The organism is Lactobacillus sp. LL6 (assembly GCF_007570935.1).
Classification (GTDB): Bacteria; Bacillota; Bacilli; order Lactobacillales; family Lactobacillaceae; genus Lactobacillus.
In genome coordinates, this window is the sequence record NZ_VLLR01000002.1 from 1 (window position 1) to 22,196 (window position 22,196).

Below are 22,196 nucleotides of genomic sequence, written 5' to 3' on the forward strand. Positions count from 1 at the left end.
TGATTTAAAGACAGCTTTAAAAATGCCAGTATTTTATGCATTAGCATTTGCAATGCTTGCCCTTCAATTTGTTTCAGGAAGCGTACAGCACATTTCCGGACATATTACTAATATTGGAATTTCTCCTATTACAGCAGCCACTGTAGTATCTGGAGTAATGATTGGAGCAGCAGTAGGTAAAATTTCAATCGGATATTTCTTAGACAAATTTAAAACGCGCTTAGTTTTACTAGTTTATTGTATTATGGGCGTAATTGGCTGGAGTGGACTAATTGGTTTTAAATCTAGTTCTTTACTAATTTTTTCAGCATTTGTTTTAGGATTAGGACAAGGAGTTTGTTTAGTTGCTCTTCCATATATTATTCGGCAAGAATTTGGTGAAAAAGATTACAGTAATATTTTATCCATTATTAATATGCTAGGCGCATTTGCTATGTCAGCCTCAGTATATCTTGTCGGTCTTTTCTTTGATCAAACAGGCTCATACAACTTGGGATGGATGATTAATACAGCTGCTTATATATTAAGCTTTATAGTTATGTTCTTAACTATTCAGAAAAATAAAGAGTAAACAAAAAACAGGAGTTAAGCTGATTGCCTAACTCCTGCTTTCTTATGTATGATTCTTCACCATACCATAAAGCCATAGACTAACTAATTAACAGGACACCACTCCTGTTAATTTCAAACATTAGCCTTATCCTTTTCCACCATCATCATAGCCTTCGTGTGTATTATGATGCCCCACACAGGGCACTTTTATTATACCAAACTCCTTAAAATATTCCAGAATTTTTTCAAACTTTTTATGCAATTTTTTTACGTCTTTTAACGCCTAATAAACCTACGCTACTTAGAAAGAGAGCTGTTCCAATTACTATACTCTCATCATCTCTTTCACCTGTTTCTGGTAATATCTTGTATTCAGTCTCTTTAGTACTAACCTTCATTATATGCTTATCATTATCACGATTCAGTGAAGAAGTAGCAGAATTTGTTTTTAAGCGATTAACAGCTGCTTTATTAGAAAACTGACCTGAACTAATAGAAGCATGAGCATGATTAACAGCTTTTCTGGAATAATTATGAGCAGATTTTTTAGCTTTAGGAGTTGTTTCCTTTTGAGCGTGAGGTTTTACAATTCCGTTACTAGTTTGATTACCGGATGTTTCATCATAGTCGCGATCTTGGGCTTTAGTAAGAGGAGGTGCAGGTTCCCAAACAACATCCTCATTGGTATCATCGGACTTTGTTTGTTCAGTAGATGCATCTTCTAATTGGGCTTCTCCATCACTTTGATTTGGCTCAACAATCACTTTATCAACATTACTAGTATTAGAAGAATTTTCTATGGTTGAATCTTTACTAGAAAGATTTTGGTTTTCCTCAGTCTCATCAGCTAAAACATTATTGGTAAAAAAGGTGCTTCCCATAATTGCTGATGTAATCCCTACTACTACACCATGGTATACTCTGTTTGTTTTCATCTCTATATCCTCAAATTATGTTTTCTTTATAAAAATAATAATAACAAACGTTATTATTATTTCAAGTATAAATACTAAAAAACTGGTATTTTCTATAAAAAACACCAGTTTATGTTTTATTTTTCTTTAAGACCATTAAGTCCTATCATTTTTAATGATGGATCTGCCACATAGTCTTGATCATTTTTAGATAAAGCCGTGTCAGCTTGGACCACTACTTTATTAATATTTTTGACTGAACCTTTTTGCATTCGATAATTTGAATTAGTATACTCATCTGCAGAATTAGATTTAGTATTTTCTTTTGCCTCTACTTTTTCTTTATTCATGTTTGCAATTAACATCCCTGCCAATACTGAAGTTAATCCAAACGTTAAATTACGAATGATTTGACCATTTTTAACCATCTGCTCTACCTTCCTGTTATGCTTTCTGAAAATGTTTTTATCTATACATATAATATCATTAACACTTAACATATTCAAAAGAATATATAAAAAAGGATATTTCTTTCGAAATATCCATCTATATCACTTTTCATTAATATTGTTCTGTTTTTTCACCCCAGCCAAACCAATATTACTTAGTTTAGCAGCAGTTTCATCAATTAATTCGCTGCTAGTATCATGAGTGGACTGGGGACGCTTTTTTTGCTGATGATAACGCACACTGCCTTCTTGACTCACGCTTCCTACTACTTGTCGATGAATATCACCGGCAAGCCCAATGTCATGTAAAGTATATTGCTTATGAACATTTAAATGACCTGGACGTTGTTCTTGAGAATTATTATGAAATTCATGATTAACATAACTCTCTTTTGAAGAGTGAGAAGATGCCTGCTTTGACTCAGGTTCTACTTTAGGTGCGTGACCAGTAATTACAGCTAAAAATTTTTGCAAGCCTTTTTTAATAGGGTTGCTTTTATTTTTAAATAATTTCAATCGCTTACCTACTCACTAAAATATATTATATTAGAATAGCTCCCTTATTAACTATCCCTACACATGTATAATACCACAAAGCTTAATTAGTGATACAAACAAGCAATTAAAATATTCTAAAGATTTTATTCTAATGTTATTTATGTATTATTTAGTATGGCCAATCTTTAATTCTATCTTTTTCACTGAGTTTACGAATAACCTTAGCTGGTACTCCGACTGCTAAGGAATTATCAGGAATATCATGAGTCACAACAGCACCAGCACCAATTACACAATTATTGCCAATTGTAACTCCAGCACAAACAGTTACATTACTTGCAAGCCAGCAATTATTCCCAATTGTTATTGAAGCGCCATATTCATAATGTCCTATCTCTCCATTTGCAAGAACTCGATCATTTCTTTGTTCAGCAAGTAAAGGATGAAGCGGAGTAGCTAGCGTAATATTAGGACCTAACATAACATTATTTCCAATTTTCACAGGACAAGTATCAAGAATAGTTAAATTGAAGTTTGAATAAAAATTGTCTCCCACTTCAGTAAATTTTCCATAATCAATTTGAATAGGTCCTTGCAAATAAGTGTTTTTACCATGCTTTCCTAAAAGTTTATCAATAATTGTATCCCGCGCTATTTTATCAGTATCTGGAATAGCATTATATTCTTGGCACAAGCGATGAGCTTTATGAGAAATTTTACCTTGCGCTTGGCTCGGAATATACGGTTTTCCTGCTAACATATTTTCCATATTCTTATCCATTATTATTCCTCTCTTTATTTTAGAAATCGCTTCCATAATTGTAACATAAATACTAAAACATTACTTATTACTTCTTAATTAGTTATAATTAAGTTGATAATATTTTTAATCGAGTTGATAACATGAAAATAGAAATACCTAGTTTTAAATTTATTAAAAACAGCTGGAACTTTAATCAGTTGCAAGATGGAATTGTTTTATATGATGAAATTCAAGAAATTATAAAAATCTATCATGTTCAAGATTATTCAGACGCATATCGAAGACTGCGCAATGAACAAGAATCTGTTCTCAATGAACTTTATAATGTGGAACCTTTGTTAAAAGGCTATGGTAAAAAGCCTTATATCACATGGAATGAATGGAAAAATTGGCCTTCATATAAAAAAATTGAATCATTAAGGAAAATTCATAACTTAAATTATCCAAATAAAATATTAGATTTTATGACTTATACACGTTACTGGGGTAATGATGCTACGCATGGTCATCGTTTTGAAAAATTAGCCAAAAGTAAACAAAAAGAAATGGTTTTATTAGGTCTGAATCATTTTCATGATGTTCTTACGTATTTAAGTAATATCTATGACCATCAACACAATCTGTATACTACTGATGAAATGAGAATCATACCTCATCAAGGAAAAGATTATGAATTTCGCTCTAGTCGGAAAAAACATAGAGATCTAGATGTAAAGCCAATCCATGAAGCAAAAAAGAGTGCGCCATCTTCTAATAAACAAAACTACATTCTTACATGCTTAATCATTATTATAATTTTACTTATTCTGATTTTTCTCTTTAAGTTATGAGGTGATTACAGTGAAAATTCTAATTGTTATTGATGACTACTTCAATCAAAGCAATGGAATGTGTATCTCTACGCAACGTTTTGCTCAAGAATTCAAAAAATTAGGCCATCAAGTACGAATCATTTCTTGTGCAATTGATGGAACACCTGATTATCCGCTACCAGAGTTAATTGTTCCATTTTTTAAAAAAATAATCGCTAAAGAAGGCTATCATTTAGCACTCCCAAAGAAAAAGATTCTTAATGAAGCAATATCATGGGCTGATATTGTAGCTATTGAAACTCCTTTTCCTGTTTCATGGAAAGCAGCAAAAATTGCAAAAGAAAGACAAAAACCAGTATATGGAACTTTCCATATTTTTCCTGGAAATATTACAGAATCTCTTCATATAAATAATCATTTATTTAATTCATTTTTTATGCTTTTCTTTCGTAATATATCATTTAAAAATTGTGTTGCTCTACAATGTCCTACTTTAAAGGTTAAGCACCAACTTGAAAAATATCATTTTAAACAAAAGCTATTTGTAATTTCTAATGGAATCAATGAGCAATTTATTGATAATCCTCATAAAAAAATAGTTGGTCATCCTTTTACCATTCTTTGTATTGGACGCTATTCTCGTGAAAAACATCAAGAAGTTTTATTAAAAGCTTTAAACAAACTGCCAAATTGTAAAAATATTCGTGTAATTCTGGCTGGAAAAGGTCCATTAGAAAAGATACTCCGCAAACAGGCCGCTAAATTACCTATAAAAGTTATTATGAAATTTTATACTCCAATACAATTGCGTCACCTTATTGCTCATAGTGATCTTGTAGTTCATTGCGCAGATGTTGAAGTAGAAGGAATGGCTTGTATGGAAGCTTTTGCAGGTGGTTGTGTACCAATTATTGCCGACAGTCCTTTATCTTCTACTGTTAGTTATGCATTATCTAAAATGAACAAATTTCCTGCGGGTAACAGCACAATTTTAGCAAAAAGAATTAATTATTGGCTGCTCCATCCTATAGAATTAAAAGCGTGCAGAATAAAATATCGCAAGTTTGCTAAAAATTTAACTGTTAAAAAGTCCGCCCAAAAAACAATTTCTATGATGGAAGATATATCTAAATAACTAGATACTTCATACAAAAATTTAATAATGGTACACAGATTTTATGAATTATCTTATACTGAAAATATAAAATAAGATAAGGAATGAAATTATGACAAAGTTTTATAAATTATTGTGGTTGCCAATTTTAGCTGTTCTTTTAGTAGGATGTTCTCAGCAAAAAAATAATAAAAAAGTTTCTTCCAGTCATCATGTTTATCCAGTCAAGGTAACACAAGTTCACGGTCATCGAGGAGATATTATAATTAATGGAACTAGTACAGCTCCAAACGATTCACAAATTGTAGTTAAACAACCCGCTGATGGTGATGGAGAATTTATGAACCATGGCTATTCTTCACACATTGGTAAAGCTAAAGCCGCAAAAGTAAAAAATAATAAGTTTGAAGTTATAGTTCCGAGTGCTGAGCTCTCTTCAATTAGTAATGGAAATTTAAAAGCTGGTAATAATTTTTCATTAGATCTGATGGCTATTAAAGGTAAAAATAATCGTTTAGGAGTTGTAACAGATAAAAAATTACTTCAAGAAATTAAAGAAGCTAAAATTAAGCCATATAAATTTAAATTAACTCACAAAATGGTCTTTTAAATATTAAATTTTATTTCACAATTGTTACACAAATTAAAGTTTCATTACGTCCTTTATTTTTGCATTTGTATATGCCAAAATAGTATATAGCAAAACTTTGAAAGGACTACCGGGATGCAGATAATTACTAAAATGATCAATGTAACACTCAATTCCGATTTAGTTTTTGCCGTGAAAAAGCGACTAGCAAAAATCGGTTTAAGTCAGGGAGGATTTATTAATGGCTTTATCCATTTCTTAGCAAATAATCATATTTTGCCATTTAAACGTTTAACTAAAACAGAAGAAGAAACTGCACAAAAAATTGCAACTCTTACTGCTTTAGAAAACAATGTTTGTGAATATGATAAAAAGAAGAAAATTCAAAAATCAGTAAACGATACTGCATATATGAAAGCGAAAGAAGTACTTTCTAGAGTAAAATTATCTATGTCACGAGCAATTAGAATGCTTTATGAAAAATTTGTTTTATCAGGTGAAATGCCATATCAATTTATTCTAACCAGTCCAGACCCAGTATACTAATAAAGCCCTCTTGTTGTTAAGAGGGCTTTTATAATGCAATTTTATAAATTTAAGAAGTGAATAATTGTGAAAAACCAAAACTATGTTACTGATTTTCATATTCTTCTTCTCTTAATAATTGAAGTAAGTATTTTTGAGCAATATTAATAACGGAAGTTTGAGAGAATCTTATTAATCCAGATAACAAACTTGAAAGTAATTCTTTATATCTAGTAATAATGTCAATATCCCCTTCAACTTTATAAATAGTTGGTTGGGTACCTATATCAAGTTGAGGATTCAAAGCACCTGAACAATATAAAAGGCTTTGATTAATATAAGTATAGTTTATATCCAACAATCCTCCAAAAGTTTTAATGAATTGTCCCTCAGAATTACTTTTAGAAATAAAAAGTGGCAAATCAAATAACTCTTCTGAAATATGATTAAATGTTAGATTTAATTTAGATAACTTTTTTCCAGATGAAGTTGAGATTATCTTACTTTTTAATTTAGTTTTTCCTTTTATAATATTTCCCAACTCAGTAATAGTTATTTCTTTATTACCAATATAAGATATTAGCTCTTGCTTAAAGGTTTCTACATTGGGAACTAGTTCCCATTGATCATAAGAATTTATCTTACTAATTAATTTCAACACATCTTCTTTATTAAATCGTTTAGAATTTAATTTAAGCTGTTTTTCAAAATAATCTTTTTCATACATTGGCTTTTCGTTAGTTTTAGTAATAAAAGCATATTTAGACACATCGTTAATATCATAAATTAACCATTGTGTATTACGATTAGTGTAATATTTTCGATATAGCTCAATAGCAAGTTGCTGTAATTGCACGTTTTTACTAAATTCTTCTTTCTTGAATTCATGCCAAGCCATTTCATTATCAATGTATCCTCCCACAACACATGACTTATCATGTATTTCTTTTATTGTAGGATTACGTGATAATTTTGACTGTAAACTCAAAAGAATAAATCCCCAATTTTTAAAATTATTACTTGCAAAGGCAGGTAATTCATTTTTATTTCGTAAATATTTGTACCATAATTCAATAAGGGAACTTGGCAATACATTTTTTAATTCTTCAGTTCGAAGCTTATTATTAGACTTAAAATTATAAACATGCCTATCTTTTTTAGTAGGATACAACATATTTCTTATATCAATATGTTGTAATAAATTTGAATTTTTTAAACTCTTATCTAAATCATATGGATCGCACTGATTTTCTTCAATATCATATCGATTAGGAACAATCATTAGTGTGGGATTCTTAATTTTAGTACTATAATCACGTGTTATAAAATTAAAATTAAGATTATTCCACATTTTATTTTTTCCAAATTTTTTATCTGCCTTTTGCAATGCTTCACTAAACAACCTTTTAAATTGTTCTAGATCAAAATTCTGAGGCAAAAAGGCTTTTATTGCACCTAAATCAATATCAAAATTAAAATTAGGTAAAGTAGTTATTTCTTGCTTTACTTCAGAATATTTTGTAATATGTTTCATTTTTAATTTACTTAATTTTATAGAGCTCGATAAAAAATTAGCCAATTTATAATTAAGTAAATTTAAAATCTTATAAATCATATTAATTCTTGTATCTGTTTCCACAGATAAAGTGGCTGCTTTAGCGAGGTTATCAGGTTTACTACCTGAAGCTTTTCCTACGGCAACAGGAGTTTGTAAATATACAATTTCATCATTATTTAGATTAGAAATATCTACAGCAGTTAAACGAGAGCTAAGAATTTGATATGCTGTTTTTTTAGATAGTTTTTTAGATAATTTGCCTACCCTTATAGGATAAAATGCTGTCTCAGTAATTTGTATTAAAGCAGACTTGCTATCATCCCTCTCATCATTAATAAAATATACCTTATAAAAGTGATATGCTCCATTTTTATCGGTCAACGCAGAACTAGAGCTTTTTCTAGATTGAAGATTAGACCGCTGAATATAAAAGTTACTTCCAAATGCAGTACCATATGTCTTTAATGAGTCCATTGAAAATTCTTTTTTACGCAAATAATTTGGCATAATATTCAATAAAAAATTATATTGATTTGCTAGAGTCATATTATCTACAATGACAAGTAATGAAATATTATCCAATTCTTCAATTTCTACTCCAGAATTAATGGTATTTTTTATCGCTATTTCTAACTTATGTTTAGAAAGAATATTTTCTTTACCAAAAACAAATAAAGTATTTCTATTACCATCTTTATCAAAATATGTATACAAAGTTATCAAATCGCTTAATAAATCTTGATTTGACCAACTTAAATAACTAGGCAATTTTTTTGATTCATTTATTTTTACTGAAAAAATTTTAAATTCTTCCAATAACACATCTATCAAAATGCCTTTACCGTTTACTCTATTAGTTGGAAAGCTTATTGCTTGTTCCATTTATATATTTTGTCCTTTCAAGTTATTCTCATTTAATAGATTCATTAACTTCAAGCGTTGATATTCATATCCAGAGTTTCCTAAGAAAGTGTTATTCCCTAAATCATACAAAAATGGTATTTCATAAAAAGTAACATTAGGTAAGTCTGAAACAGTATATGGAAGTGGGATTTTAGGTTGTATATCAGCACTACGTAAAACATTCATAAATATGTAATTAACATGTTCTACACCGTCAATGGATGCTATTTTTGCTATTTTCTTTTTTCTTCCTTTGTTAAGATATAGTTTTCTAGTTTCAAACGCATATTTCCAGGTTTTTATATCAACAAGAGTGATATTACTTGTAGTAGAATTAGAAGTTGCAAAATCTGCTACTTCTGGAAACTCTTTCAGTATTCCATCTAAAAAAATGTCATCAGTATAATTTATAAGCTGAAGATTGTATCCTTTACCACTAAGCTTTTTAATATTTTCATTAATATATACTGCTGCTTGCTCTCCAAGAAATCCCTGTAAATCTAAATAATAAGCATGTGTAGGTAAATAGGATTGAGAAGATACGTAATTATCCCAATTTATTTTTTTATTTAAAATCGGAATCAAAAAGCTTTTACGAGTATCTTGAATTATCTTTAGTTTGTTTTGTGGGATGTTTTCAATATCTGCTCTACCCTGAATTAAAGTATTAATCTCATCTCTTGAAAGCAAACTTTTTATAGTAGGTCGATTTATATTTAGCCAGTTTAAAAAGCCGGGTATTTTTAGTAAGCTTGCTATCATACCATTATTCGTTAAATTGACATGCAGTAATTGTTTATTATTAGAATATTGGTCCTTAGTAAATGGCTCACCAAATGTAAGATCTGTTATAAGATTATCTACTTTATTTTTCAAAATCCAATATTGATTATTTTCATGAACTGTATTATTATTGTTCCCTACTTTCAAATATGCATGTTTCAGATAATCTGCGATTAAAATATCCACACCTCTATTATTTGTTAGGCTTGAATTACTCATCATACTCATAAAGTTTTGGTATTTCAAAAATTCATTTTTTGAAAGCATCGGATTAGCTAATATAAAAGCACGCTTAAAAGAGTTTGCAACCCATTTTTCTTTTACTAGATAGTCATAATCTTCATTTTGAATTAAGCGTTTAACTTCATCACTAGTACGCTCAGCAGCATTTAGTCTTTGAATTTTATCGTAATCTACATCCTTTTTATATAAATTAGAAATATCCTGATTAAAATCATTTTCTGTCATTGTTTCTTTAAAAATTGCATCTTCTAAAGTAGTTAAAAAGGGTAAAGCGCGTCGAAAATCTTTGAATGAATTGAATTGTAACAGATTTATATCATTAGTCCCAACTTTTTTAGAACATAACTCTTGATCTAGAAAAACTATTTGATTTAATCTATTCTTTGTCCTATTTAGTCGTCCTAGAGCTTGAGCTACAATCGTTGTCAAAACTAATTGGATAGCTTGTCTATTATACTGCTGAAACTGTACATCTTGTTTTAACAAGCTGTTTATTAAAATTTTATTGATTTCTTTATACGTAATTCCACCAACATCATGTAAACTTTTTAAGTCTAAAAGCAATAAAAATAAACTTTTTGGTTCTTTAGGATTATAAGTATTTATTATACTTGTGGGTTGTTCTAAATAGACCATATCCCAATCCTTAGTTGTATCTTTTTCCTTATCAACAGCTAATGAAACTAATTTTTGTTCTATAGTAGAATCGTTTGGAATATGATAGTTTACATTTTGGCCTTTTGCCATTGTTGCATAAGTGGTAAAAATTATTTTGTTTTTTCCTTGTGATAACTCGTTATTTAATACTTTTTGATAGTGAGGAATGTTATCAGAACTTAAGAGTTCAAAAGATTGCAGTTTAAAATCCTTTGCAGTCCATGATTCAATCCACTCATTTAAAAACTCATAATTATTTATTTCACTATAGATACTTGCAATAGTTTTTATAGATTGAATTTGTACTTCGGTCAATGAATTATTAATAAAGAAAATTGCAGACCGATATTCTGGATGCTGGGCCATTTGATCTAAACATCTTAAAAGTACATTTATTCTCTTAATCCACCTCAATTCTTCAAACTCACCATTCTTATTTAAATCAAAATCAATATTTATTAGCTTTTCAGTAAAAATATTGACGGTCTCTTTCCCATAAAATAACTGTGCTAGCGCCATTAATAACTTAGTCCGCTTATTTTCATTAATTTTTGAAAGTGAATTTATAAAGTTTTCTTTTTCATTCAACATAAAAACTTTATTCATAGTTTCTAACATGGTAGGCATTATAGGATTGTTTTTAATAACTTTAGGAGATAAAAGAGATTTTTCATAATTCATTTTAGCTTTAATAGCTTTATAAAGTTCTTTACTTTTCGCTATTTTAAAATGATTAAACAAGTTTGTATTTAAATACTCCATTGAAAAATTTTTAGGATTATCTCTTAAATCTCCTAATGCATCAATACTAAATACTTTATATTTACTTGTAATATCAAGCCATAAACGTTCAGCACTATTTGGAATATAACCCCATTGAATTGAAATAGCTTGCGTGGTGTATACATAAAGAGAAAATACTGAAAAGCCCTGATTATCTAAAGACTTACTTGTCGTTCTATATGCATAATTTTTATTCAAATTACTATTAGCAGTATTAGCATAAAAATTATAAATATTATCATTTAAATTTAAATCAATTAAAAGTTTAAATAATTCTAAATTATCATCATACTGTAAATTTGGAGGCAATATCTTCTCTAATTTACGGAACTTCGATCCAAAGGCTGCTTGAGATAATTTAATAATAGTACTTCGAGTAGCCTTATTAAGCTCCCATACCATTTGGTCAAAAGGATAAATAGAATAATTACCTTTTTTATAAATTCTATTTAATTGCTCAGCTTGTTTAAATATTTCTTTATCAGATTGCTTATTATCTACTAAATTATTAGTTTTGAAATTGTAATAACAAATATCACGTAAAATAAGTCTATGCTTATTTTTAGAATCTCTTGTATCAATCCAAAATCGTGAAACATACCTTTTTTTGCCATTAATTTCTATTTTTATTTTATTAGTAGATAATGGTATATTGTATCCTGTTGTTATAAACATCGTCTGTTTTCTTTTGGCTCCTACCAACATACTTGGACCAGCAAAGATTTTATTTATTAATTTATAGTTTTTAAATACTTCTTGTAGCCTTTTGGTAGCCTTTTTAACTACTGCTTTAGTTTCGCTTTCGTCTTCTCCTATGACCCCATCTGCAATATTATTAAAAGATAGATTAGCTAAAGGTGCAGAAGCATTTATTAAATCAATAGTTGCTGTTCCTTGTTCAGCCAAAATTTCATTTAAAGTTTCTTTAGTTTCTGTAAACTCATCTATAATAATTACTGGATCAGCTTCAGTTTCTATAGCTTCATATAAAGAAGATTTTGTTTGTAAAATTAAATTTGATGGTAAAAATAATTTTTGGGTTGTCAAAATACTAATTGGACTAAAATTAATGGCAATTTGACTATACAGATCTCGAATAACTTGAAAATTATTATAAATAAATTTATATGCTTTAGTTAAATTCAGCTTACTCCGCAGATATATAAGTTTACTACCATTCAGTCCCAGCTTAATATGCGCATAACTTATATTAGCTAAATATTTTTTACTTATTTTAAAATAGATATGTTCAGGATTCTTTTTTTGCTCATATATTAATATTTTATACATAAGATCACGTAGAATATGAGTTAATTTTTTGTATTTTTTATCAAATTGTTCTTTAGTATAGTTTTTTAATTCTTTACTATATTGTCCTATTTCAAAATGCTTACGAAATATTGCAAAGTCAAATTCAGATAATATATCCTCAAATTTCTGATATGTAGCTTGATTTTTTAAATTTAAATTTTCTAAATTATTAGATATGGGTTTATCTCTGTCATTTTCATTACCAAAATCCACATATTGCTCAAAATCTTTTAAATAATAAGTGAGATTTGGATTATCATATTTACCACTTGATAATACTGAATGGGTATTTTTTATAAAATTAATGCTGGCATCATCTTTGCTTTTTATTTCTGTAACATATTTTTGTATTTCTGGAGTAAAATCAGTTTTTTTAACTAAATTATTTTTCTTTTTAGATACATAAATTACTTGTGGTACCGAGATACCTTGAGAAAGTGCTTTTTTCACTTTTTCTTCTCCAAAGCTTATTGCAGAATAACTTTTCCCAATTCCTGTTGGAGCAGCAAAACATATTTGTCCATAATGTCTTCCCAAACTATTTGTATTAAGAGAATTTAAATATCCTTCCTCTTTGTTATATAACTTAAGCATCTCATTACTAGTTTCTTTTTGACTAAATAGCATTTTTGCCTTTCTCCTTTACTTATTTAATATTTGTAAAATATTTCTATTAAAATACTTCAATCCACGATTAAAAGTGTCATACTCTTCTTTTTTTACGACCTTTTGAACACTCTCAATATTTGTGGTGATCTGAATAATTGTTTTGTGATAGTTTTTATCTTTGACTTTATTACTAAATTGCAAAATAAACTCATTAGCGTTCAACCCATTAATTAACGCAAGCGGCTTTAAAGTTTTATTTAGCATATTAATTTCTTCTAAAATCCGCTTTCTTTTCGAACTAAGAGTTACATTATTACAATCTGTTAAGATTCTATATGCTAAAGAAATCGTCGACGATAAATTATGATTAATTATTATTCTTTTATAGAATCTATTTATTTTTATTCTTAAACTTTTAATATTGTAATACCATTTTTGAGAATATTGGAGATTTGGGAGTTCTTCTGCGTCAGGTCCTAATAACAATCTCGTGTAAGCCACGTATCCAAATAGTTTTAAAAATATTTGATCTTGTTTTAACTTTTCTGGACCTTTTTCTAGTAAATAGGCAAAAGGAATAATCTTTACTTTTTCATTAGTTTTAATATAGCTGCACTCTTTCCTGTATGCTCCAGCTAACATATCTGCAAGTTGGATTCCATAAGATTGCTTGCTGTCAAGCACATGATAAGTAAAAATATATTTTAAATTTTGTGTCGAAATTTCATTTGCCATTTTTCCAAGCAACTCCTGACTATAACTTACATACGGATTAATTCCATTCCGGCTCGTCTGATCTATCAAAATATTAAATTTCACATAATGTGTAGTTGCATCAACTTTTATCGCTTTAACTAACCTTTTTACAGGTGCAATATATGATCTTAGATCCAACGCTAAAGATAAAGCTTGCTTATTATGTTCAAAAGAATCTAACATATATGCCGGGCGTGAAAAGATCAAACTTTTAGTCAAATATTTTTTACTGTTTTTTAAAATATTTCGATTTTCTTTATCAGATACATTAGTACTTTTTATCTCTGCACCTTTTCTCGATTTATACACATATTGAAAATAATATTTATTAAATTTTTTTATATTACAAACAGGAATTACACAAAAAGCCGTAATAAATTGTTCTGGAAAAGCATGTTCGTCTATATGACGATAGGTAATACTTTCATCGATATAAATGTTATATTCTTCAGAACGCATTAATAGTAGGGGCTGTTTCAATGTGGTAGTTAATAATTTTATTGCCATGATTATAACCTCAAATGTATGTTTGCTTTATCGCGTTCTTAAATTATCACAAATAAGTTTTTGTTTTACTAGACTAGACATTCAATATTGTTTCTGATATATAGAACAAGTTTTCAGGAGTCATATATATTTGCTAATTTGCTATAAAATACTAAATATAGACAATTTAAAAATATAGTATTTAAATCCTTCTTTTTATAAAAAAATAACCCAATCACTCAAAATAGTTGTAAATAAATATCTTGAGTCATTGGATTTTTTACATAGAAAATAAATAATTAAATCATTTTATCAAAAACAATTTATAATATTTTTCGTAATTACAATTAGCAATAAATAAAAAGGAGTAATTATATGGAATCTTCAAAATATTGGTATGGAACGGTTTATTCTAAACATTTATATTCAAAAGATTTAATTAACTTTCCACAATTAGATTATGCTTTTATTGGACCAAAACATACTAATTGTAGTACTAAGCCTTCAATAAAGTTTCCGCAAGGCAATAAAAAGGATCCACATTTTATTATCTATTTAAAGCTTAAAAATAAGCTTACTAAGCAAAAAATTATTGATTGGTTTGAAGAAAGGAACATAATTATTAAATACTTACATAATTCCTTTGAAAATTTAGAAGCCAATAATATTATTAGATTAACTAAAGGTATTAAGCAAGGGCATCTTGAGTATTATGATTTTAGCAAAATACGTATAGTTAATAAAAGTAATGTTTTATTTGACTATCGTGAATTTTTTCCTCATCAAACTTTCACTAAAACAGCTTTAAAACGTGAACGTGATTGGACTGACAAATGTTTAACCTATTTACCAGCTTCTCATGAACGTAAAGAATTTAACTTTCAATATGGATCTGTAATGTCTGATGTATGGTCGATATATATTATTAAAAAATTAGAAGCTCAAGAGCCAATTAAATCTATTTTAGCCAAAAAACGAAGTCCTGAAGCTAAATTAAAACGAAAAAAATCGGCTAAAAAGCGTCAACAAACTATCCTTAATAAAGAAAAGCACCTGGCTGAACAATATAACGAAAAAATGATAGCTACTTATAATTTTCTTCCTGACTTTGAACGGGAGCTCGCTCTTATTCTGGCAAAATTACAAGTTTTAAATCATTTAGCAAAATCTCTTCAAAACTGGAAAATTATTGAAAAAAGTCATCAAAAAAGTGCTAGTAAAATGATTAAAATATTAACTGAAAAATACAATTCTTCTGAAATTTATGAATTAAAAAATCAAGTTTTAAATAAAATTTTCAATAATTATTCTCATTATCTAAAACTATGTGCATATCGTCCTGAAAAAGCTAATAAATACTTTGTACACTATTGTGATATACATAATTCTGACCGACATTTAAGTAAAACTTCTTTATTAGACTATCTATTTGCCAATTATCAAGAAATTGATCATTGTCACAACTGTCATGTTGAAATAATTAAAGATTATTATGCTTGCTATAATTTTGAAGTTTCATTAAATCCAAACATATATTTTAATTTTCACATTCCTTATCCAGTAGGAAAAGATAACTATCCTAATCTTCACAAGCTGCCTAAAATTCGCCAAATTCCAAATGAAAACGGTCCGTATTTTTTTGGTCGAGAATCAAATAATTATGAAAATAATTATGCTGTTCATTATAATCTTTTGACCGACATTAAAAATTGGCTCAAAAAAGCAAACTAAAATCATTTTTACTGAAAAATAAATATGAACCTTGAGTTTTCAACCTCAAAGTTCATATATATTTTTGTTCAGAGCATTAATTAAACTATTTGATTATAATTTAATGCTTTTTGAGCAGCTAAATTAATTATATTCCATTGTTTATCAAAACTTGGTGAGAAGAAGAAATCGGCTTCAGCTAAATCTTCCAAGGTCAGTTTTTCTCTAATTGCTAAGCTGAGTACATTAGCTTGTGCAGTAATATCATAGCTGGATAAAGTTGATCCACCAAGAACTTGGTGACTTTCAGCATTATATACAATTGAAAGATATGCTTCTGGATTATCTTTTTCAGGAATATAGGCTGGTCTGAGGTGGTCTTTAAAGACTACTTCACATGCATTAATACCAGCACGTTCTGCCATTTTTTCACTTAAGCCAGTTGTAACCGCATGCATATCAAAAGCTTCTAATACTTGCGCACCAACAATTCCTGCAAAAGGACGAGACGGAGTCGTTTCAAATAAATGTTCTACAACATATTGAGCTTCATGGCGAGCTGCAATTGCTGAAGGAATTGGAACACGACGGTTAGCAGGAATACTAAATGGAAAGACAGCGTCCCCAATTGCATAAATATCAGGAGCACTTGTTCTAAAGTATTCGTCGGTTTTAATATATCCATTATCATATAATTCAACTGTGCCATCTAACCACTGAGTATTAGGACTAACACCAACAGCAATAATTACTAAGTCAGTCTTAATATCACCATTATTAGTCTTCACTGTATCTACTTTTTTATCACCGCCAAAACCAACAACCTTAGTTTCCATGGCTAAGTTAACACCATTTTTAGTTAAAACTTTTTCGAATACATCTGTATATGTATTATTTAAATAATTCTCAAGTGGCTTCTTACCTGAATCAATCAAGGTTACATTTTTACCGGCTTTAGCCATTACTTCCGCAGCAGCAATACCATTACCTGCACCAATAATTGCTACATTATGAATTGAGTCATCTTTTTGAGCAGCATCTATTTTTTTAACCCAGTCATATCCACGCATTAAGTAAATATTTTCCAAATCTGCCCCTGGTAAGGATAGTTTGGCAGGATTTACACCGGATGAAATAATTAGCTTATCATATGGAAATTTAGCTTCTTCACCAGTTTTAACATTTTTAGCAGTGACCGTATTCTCAAAGGTATTAATACTTACTGCTTTAGTATTGTTATAGAGGTGTCCATTTTTATTTTGTAATTGATTTGATCTAAAATTCCGTACATCATTAATGCCAGTAGTTTTTCCTTCTAAATAGAGCTTCATTCCACAAGACATAAATGAGACATAATCCGATTGCTCTAATAATGTAACATCTACATTTTGATAATGATTTAAAATTTCAAATGCGGCTTCATGACCACCATGTGAAGCACCAACAATAACTACTTTACGCTTTTCCATAAAAGTTACCCCTTCTATCTACTTGTTAGCTACAGTAATTCTTTCTCTTGAATGTTGTGGATCAACTATTTCTTTAATTACAACTTCAGCCATAGTTCCAGATGTTAACTTAGAATCACCTGAGTTATTATAAAGTAATTCATCTTTACCTATAATGTAGTCAGTTGCTGGACCAGCTTCAAATTGCATTGCTGGAGAAATTCCTAACCAATCAACATCATTAATCCCTTCAAGATATTCAAGCTCTTTTAATTGTTGAACCGGAGTATTAATCCAAGCATCTGATCCAGGAAGAGACTTAATATCTTCAACTACTCTATGATGATCTTCACCAGTGTGAAGACTACCTGCGCCTAAAATGAAAATTACTCTAATATTGTTTCTTCTAGCAATACTAATCAATTTTTCAGCTAAACGAAGATGCGCTGCTGCATTATCTGGAGTAGTTCCAAAAGCATCAACAATTACATCGAATTGGTTAAGCATACTTTCTGGCATATCAAGAATATCACCAGCAATTAAGTCAACATCATCACCCAATATTTCATGAGCTTTCTTTTCATTTCTAATAATTCCAACCGGAGTTAAATCTGAATTTTCTTGAGCAGCCTTGAAGATTGCGCTGCCTGCCATGCCTGAGGCACCAATAATACCTATTCTTTTCATAATAATCTCCTTTTGTTAACGTCTTGAATACACTTTCAGCATAACACTAATTTATCAATTTTTTTAATAATAAGCCTTAAAAGCGTTACCATTTATTAAAAAAGGTGTTAAAATAATAACTGGAGCTACTAATATAGTAACTCCTCAATTCCCATATCTTTTCAGATATATTCCATATTTTTATTTAATTCATATTTATTTTAGCAAGATTCACCTCTAAATATTGCTAAAAGTTATATCACTCATATTCATATAAATAAAAGGAAGGCCTATGTGACCTTCCTTTTATTACTCCTGCAAGGGTTTAAAGAGATTTTTAATTTTATTTTAGAAAATTATGCGAAGCCGTAATAACTTATTTCTTAAAAATTTAAAAAATCAAAAAATTACTTTTATTCCCTCTCATTCTCCCATTTTCTATGAGCTTTACGGATTTTTTACGGATTTTTATAAACTAAAGTCAAAAATGTTCTGAAAACTTATAATTTACTAATAGTTTTAGTTTTTAATTTTTTCATGCTATACTATAACTTATCTAAGTGGTAGATACTCTAAGGAGCCTATTGCGATTGTGTGAGTCCTCAGTATCTGACTACACAATTATTAATGATACGAAAGTTACTAGTGCTTACCGTCTATTATTTAAATAGGCGGTTATTTATTTGATTTGAATTTTCTATAGATAGTAAAAACACAAAAAAGACCACTCCAGGGCTAGCATTGATATGAACCCCTAGAGTGGTCTTTTATAATATTACGGAAAATTTTAAATAACTTACTTATAAAACTACGTAAGCACGATTACCAGTAACCCAAACTGTTTTTCCTTTATACTTATCCGTCAAAGCAAAGAAGCGTCCTTTTCTACCTGTTATATGGTAAATTTTGTTTGTTTCTAATGCATATACTTTTGTTGCATCTGCATCAGGACTAGCCAAAGCATGAGTATGGTCCAATACAACTTTTACACGACCTGATAAGTTAGAATTATAAAAAATTGGATTTGATTTAGTAACGCCAGCACGCCCATCAACCCATTGATTCTTGCCTAATTTTAACGCACCATCTTTTTCGTCAAGAACTTTATAACTTGATTTACGATCAAGATGGCCAATAACTTTAGCTAAATCAGAATCACTATATAGATTACATCCCTTTAAATTAGACACAATAAACACACGTGGGACATCCCATTTTACAATTGGATGTAATGTCAATTCCCAATCATCCTCTCTACTATCACTTAAATTATTACTTTCACTTTTTAAAGGCAAAACATTAATGTTTCCATCAACATTTAACCCTTTCCAGTTTTGAGTAAATTGCCAGATTGCCACTCCATCCATTGATGGAAACCAAGTAAAATCAGGAATATCAACCCTATCCATAGTTGCATATTTAGCAACCCATAAGCAATTTCCAAAAGCTTTAATGATTTTGTGAATATCAACATGATAATTTAATACCGCTTCTCCAGAATATAGGAGCGGCTGGTATCCGGACTGCTTAATAACTTTCATTGCTTCAATAATTGCATTGGTATTAGCAAGAGTTGAGCCTTCAGTATAATTGCCGCTCCCACTTTCCCAATCTACAGCGAAATAGCTACCTTTAGGTATTCCATAAGCTTTAGCATATTTAACTGCATAATTTGCTTCAGAAATCGCTACACTGCTATTACCACTAAACGTTCCATAAAAGTACCCCATAGTCATTAGACCCTGAGTTTTAGAACTTGAAATTTGACTTTGTGCATTTGGATTAATGTAGTTAGTTCCTTGTGTCACTTTGACGATTGCGTACTTTGTTCCATTCACAATGTAACTTGCTAGATTAGTTGATTGATAGCTTGCTACGTCGATTCCGTAAGACATTTTTGGAATTTCTATCAATTTTATCATTCCTTTCAAATGAATTAAAAACTAAGGCATTATAACTAATCCTCTGTTGCATCATTTACTTCTTTATCATTTGCTAAAAATCCTACTTGAGTGGGAATTTCAGAGCCTTCATCCCCATTTTCAGTTACCTTAGCTTCATTATGCGCACGCTCAATCATACCAGCTGCAGCTTCATGGCTAACTTTAATATTATATGCATTAGCAGCTTTAACTAAGTTAGAAGTTGCTGAAAGCTTCTTTTCATCATTAGACTTGTCCAAAACTGCTTCTTGAGCTTCTAAATTTTTAGCAATTTCATACAAACCTTCCATCTTTTCAGCAAGATGTTTGTTGTGAGCTTGAGCCCATTGATAAGCATAGACAATGATTCCTGCTACTAAGAAAACATATGGCCATAAAGCTTGTGCAAACTCAATTACTTGATTCATTTTTGTTTAATTCCTCTCTTAATTTCTCATTTTCTGCAGTTAAACGTTTGTTTTCATCATTTAACCGATTATTTTCCTCTTTGATATAGTCATGACTTTCTTTGGTTTTATCATGATCTGTCTTTTTATTGCTCAGTCTCCAAGTCAGTACTCCCATTACGAAGGTTAGTAGCACTTGCAGTAGATTAGTCCATTCGTGCAAGCGTGCCACCTCCTATCGCTTTGTGTTCCTATCCCTTGCAATTTGTAAGATATTTAAAACCATATAAAAGCCTAATATTGCTGGAATTCCCATTCTTAATTGACCTGCAAAAATCATATGCATAATTTCTATTCCGGTAATCATAGTGACAAAAGCAGCGGAAATACCTAAAAGAATTCCCGCTACTTGATTATCATGAATATTCATACCAGCGTATACAAGCAAACCAATACCAACAATTACAGCAATACCATCAATGCCATTGTCATTCATTAAAAATGCATATTGAGGTGGCCAAAAAAAGTAATCAGGTTCTGACCACAAATCTAGTCCCATTAACAGCATTGCCAATCCAAGGTTAGTGTACTTACTGTTCTTGGTTAATAAATTGTGAATCAGCTTTATCATAGTCTTCACCCAAGATTCTCTTATAACCAGCCTTAGTAAGAATTCCCATGGTCACATAGGAACGAAGGTCTTGCTTAGTAATCATGCTAAATTCATATTCCATTTGATAAGTTGGAGTCATATCTAAATCAAAAGTTAACATTATCTACCATCTCCTTCCTTAACATTGTCAGCTGCCTGTGTTGCATCTTCTGGCTTAGAATCAGATGAATCATCTGACTTAGTATCCTTGATTTCAGGTTGAGTAGGTTTATTAAGTTGATTAATAGTAGCAGTTAATTTAGCTACAGATTCTGTAATTTTACCAGTATTCATATTAGTCATAGTTATCATCTTAACTAAATTATCAAATTTAGCATCATTATCAGCAACACTTTTAGCTTGAGTTTGTTGAGTCGTAGTAATTTTATCTACTGATTTAGTAACTTCTTCAATTTTCTTATTAACTGCAGTAAATTGTCTTCCAATAGCTGTAGCTTCATTTTCAATCCAAGCCATGTTTTTCCAATCATACTTTGGAGATTTTAAACTCGTATCTGGCTTTTCTTTAATAAATGGATAGTAGGTTTCCCCTTCAAAAGTCAAAGTAGTGATAATTTCTTCACAAGGATGATCATCATTACTTAAATAATAAGTGTGAAAAATATCAGACTTAATGAGTTGATTATTATCTGTAGTATTTGCTACAGGTTCCGTAGTTAGTTGAGCATTTGCTGCAGTAATTGCAGTGGTTTGTGTATTTTCGTTATTATCCATAACAATTTCCTTTCCATCAAAAAAGCCCACTCTTTTTGAGTGAGCCTAACTATTAGGGCGGTTTTATGACTTGCCCAGGTCAGCTTATTTCTTCAAAGTCGTATTTATCTATGATTAAACCATCACCGACGTAATAAGTAATATTTCCATTTTCACGCCACTGTATTCCAGTTAAAACATGAATTTCTCCGGGATAATAATTAGTTACCTGCATGCCATCGCTTGGGCGAGTAATTGAAGCGGATCTAATTATTTTTATTTTTCTTGGGAAATATTCTTTACCAAAAATTGTATTACCTATAGCAATCTTAGTTACTTCTTTATTACCAATTTTAAGCGTCACAATTATTC

22 protein-coding genes are annotated in these 22,196 nt (G+C 29.8%); 6 read left to right on the forward strand and 16 right to left on the reverse strand.

Translation table 11 applies throughout. The features are described 5' to 3' along the window. Nucleotides 1-571 (forward strand): MFS transporter (locus tag FOD82_RS08460; protein ID WP_144356042.1); only part of this gene is annotated, 571 nt, incomplete at its 5' end. 235 nt (nt 572-806) lie between these two features. Here the strand turns inward: FOD82_RS08460 and FOD82_RS08465 are convergent. The 4 genes from FOD82_RS08465 to FOD82_RS08480 all read right to left on the reverse strand — a co-directional run bounded on the left by FOD82_RS08465 (nt 807) and on the right by FOD82_RS08480 (nt 3,194). Continuing rightward, complete coding sequence (locus FOD82_RS08465; protein WP_144356043.1) at nt 807-1,487, reverse strand: LPXTG cell wall anchor domain-containing protein; 681 nt, start codon at nt 1,485-1,487, stop codon at nt 807-809. A gap of 116 nt (nt 1,488-1,603) precedes the next feature. Continuing rightward, a complete protein-coding gene (locus FOD82_RS08470) occupies nt 1,604-1,894 on the reverse strand; it encodes a hypothetical protein (protein WP_144356044.1) in 291 nt (96 codons plus the stop codon). 123 nt (nt 1,895-2,017) lie between these two features. Beyond that, nucleotides 2,018-2,431 carry a hypothetical protein gene (locus FOD82_RS08475; protein WP_144356045.1) on the reverse strand — a complete coding sequence of 138 codons (414 nt, stop codon included), beginning with the start codon at nt 2,429-2,431 and terminating at the stop codon, nt 2,018-2,020. Nucleotides 2,432-2,582: 151 nt separating this feature from the next. Further along, nucleotides 2,583-3,194, reverse strand: a complete 612-nt coding sequence (locus FOD82_RS08480; protein ID WP_144356046.1) for a sugar O-acetyltransferase — start codon at nt 3,192-3,194, stop codon at nt 2,583-2,585. 122 nt (nt 3,195-3,316) lie between these two features. Here FOD82_RS08480 and FOD82_RS08485 point away from each other — a divergent pair, with 122 nt between their 5' ends. The 4 genes from FOD82_RS08485 to FOD82_RS08500 all read left to right on the forward strand — a co-directional run bounded on the left by FOD82_RS08485 (nt 3,317) and on the right by FOD82_RS08500 (nt 6,237). Then, nucleotides 3,317-4,006 carry a hypothetical protein gene (locus FOD82_RS08485; RefSeq protein WP_144356047.1) on the forward strand — a complete coding sequence of 230 codons (690 nt, stop codon included), beginning with the start codon at nt 3,317-3,319 and terminating at the stop codon, nt 4,004-4,006. 10 nt (nt 4,007-4,016) lie between these two features. After that, nucleotides 4,017-5,123, forward strand: a complete 1,107-nt coding sequence (locus FOD82_RS08490; RefSeq protein WP_144356048.1) for a glycosyltransferase — start codon at nt 4,017-4,019, stop codon at nt 5,121-5,123. Nucleotides 5,124-5,214: 91 nt separating this feature from the next. Further along, nucleotides 5,215-5,712, forward strand: a complete 498-nt coding sequence (locus FOD82_RS08495; RefSeq protein WP_144356049.1) for a hypothetical protein — start codon at nt 5,215-5,217, stop codon at nt 5,710-5,712. A 114-nt stretch (nt 5,713-5,826) separates the two neighbouring features. Beyond that, the gene (locus FOD82_RS08500; protein ID WP_144356050.1) at nt 5,827-6,237 is read left to right on the forward strand and encodes a hypothetical protein; all 411 of its coding nucleotides are present in this window, start codon (nt 5,827-5,829) and stop codon (nt 6,235-6,237) included. Nucleotides 6,238-6,322: 85 nt separating this feature from the next. Here FOD82_RS08500 and FOD82_RS08505 read toward each other — a convergent pair whose 3' ends face one another. From FOD82_RS08505 to FOD82_RS08515, 3 genes are read right to left on the reverse strand one after another with little or no spacing between them, the layout of a single operon-like run. Continuing rightward, the gene (locus tag FOD82_RS08505; protein ID WP_144356051.1) at nt 6,323-8,656 is read right to left on the reverse strand and encodes a hypothetical protein; all 2,334 of its coding nucleotides are present in this window, start codon (nt 8,654-8,656) and stop codon (nt 6,323-6,325) included. Continuing rightward, nucleotides 8,657-13,081 carry a hypothetical protein gene (locus tag FOD82_RS08510; protein ID WP_144356052.1) on the reverse strand — a complete coding sequence of 1,475 codons (4,425 nt, stop codon included), beginning with the start codon at nt 13,079-13,081 and terminating at the stop codon, nt 8,657-8,659. Nucleotides 13,082-13,096: 15 nt separating this feature from the next. Next, entirely contained in the window at nt 13,097-14,326 is a 1,230-nt protein-coding gene (locus FOD82_RS08515) for a DUF3800 domain-containing protein (RefSeq protein ID WP_144356053.1), read from the reverse strand. Nucleotides 14,327-14,680: 354 nt separating this feature from the next. Here FOD82_RS08515 and FOD82_RS08520 point away from each other — a divergent pair, with 354 nt between their 5' ends. Then, nucleotides 14,681-16,036, forward strand: coding sequence for a hypothetical protein (locus tag FOD82_RS08520; RefSeq protein WP_144356054.1), 1,356 nt, complete (start codon nt 14,681-14,683; stop codon nt 16,034-16,036). A gap of 80 nt (nt 16,037-16,116) precedes the next feature. On the opposite strand, the gene FOD82_RS08525 is transcribed toward FOD82_RS08520, so the two are convergent. From FOD82_RS08525 to FOD82_RS08565, 9 genes are all read right to left on the reverse strand, one after another. Continuing rightward, on the reverse strand, nt 16,117-17,484 hold the full coding sequence (locus FOD82_RS08525) for an FAD-dependent oxidoreductase (RefSeq protein WP_144356055.1): 1,368 nt from the start codon (nt 17,482-17,484) through the stop codon (nt 16,117-16,119). Nucleotides 17,485-17,502: 18 nt separating this feature from the next. Continuing rightward, on the reverse strand, nt 17,503-18,150 hold the full coding sequence (locus FOD82_RS08530; RefSeq protein ID WP_144356056.1) for an NAD(P)H-binding protein: 648 nt from the start codon (nt 18,148-18,150) through the stop codon (nt 17,503-17,505). A 779-nt stretch (nt 18,151-18,929) separates the two neighbouring features. Then, on the reverse strand, nt 18,930-20,051 hold the full coding sequence (locus FOD82_RS08535; RefSeq protein WP_144356057.1) for a GH25 family lysozyme: 1,122 nt from the start codon (nt 20,049-20,051) through the stop codon (nt 18,930-18,932). Nucleotides 20,052-20,086: 35 nt separating this feature from the next. Continuing rightward, nucleotides 20,087-20,479: a phage holin, LLH family gene (locus FOD82_RS08540; RefSeq protein WP_144356058.1), complete on the reverse strand. Its 393-nt coding sequence runs from the start codon at nt 20,477-20,479 to the stop codon at nt 20,087-20,089. Beyond that, nucleotides 20,463-20,681, reverse strand: coding sequence for a hypothetical protein (locus FOD82_RS08545; RefSeq protein ID WP_144356059.1), 219 nt, complete (start codon nt 20,679-20,681; stop codon nt 20,463-20,465). The genes FOD82_RS08540 and FOD82_RS08545 overlap by 17 nt, the downstream gene beginning before the upstream one ends. Before the next feature lie 12 nt (nt 20,682-20,693). Then, nucleotides 20,694-21,098, reverse strand: coding sequence for a hypothetical protein (locus tag FOD82_RS08550; protein ID WP_186277741.1), 405 nt, complete (start codon nt 21,096-21,098; stop codon nt 20,694-20,696). Continuing rightward, on the reverse strand, nt 21,049-21,231 hold the full coding sequence (locus tag FOD82_RS08555; protein WP_144356061.1) for an XkdX family protein: 183 nt from the start codon (nt 21,229-21,231) through the stop codon (nt 21,049-21,051). The genes FOD82_RS08550 and FOD82_RS08555 overlap by 50 nt, the downstream gene beginning before the upstream one ends. After that, a complete protein-coding gene (locus tag FOD82_RS08560) occupies nt 21,231-21,845 on the reverse strand; it encodes a hypothetical protein (protein ID WP_144356062.1) in 615 nt (204 codons plus the stop codon). Before FOD82_RS08560 ends, FOD82_RS08555 begins: the two co-directional genes overlap by 1 nt. Before the next feature lie 79 nt (nt 21,846-21,924). Then, nucleotides 21,925-22,188: a hypothetical protein gene (locus FOD82_RS08565; protein ID WP_144356063.1), complete on the reverse strand. Its 264-nt coding sequence runs from the start codon at nt 22,186-22,188 to the stop codon at nt 21,925-21,927. Nucleotides 22,189-22,196 lie beyond the last annotated feature (8 nt).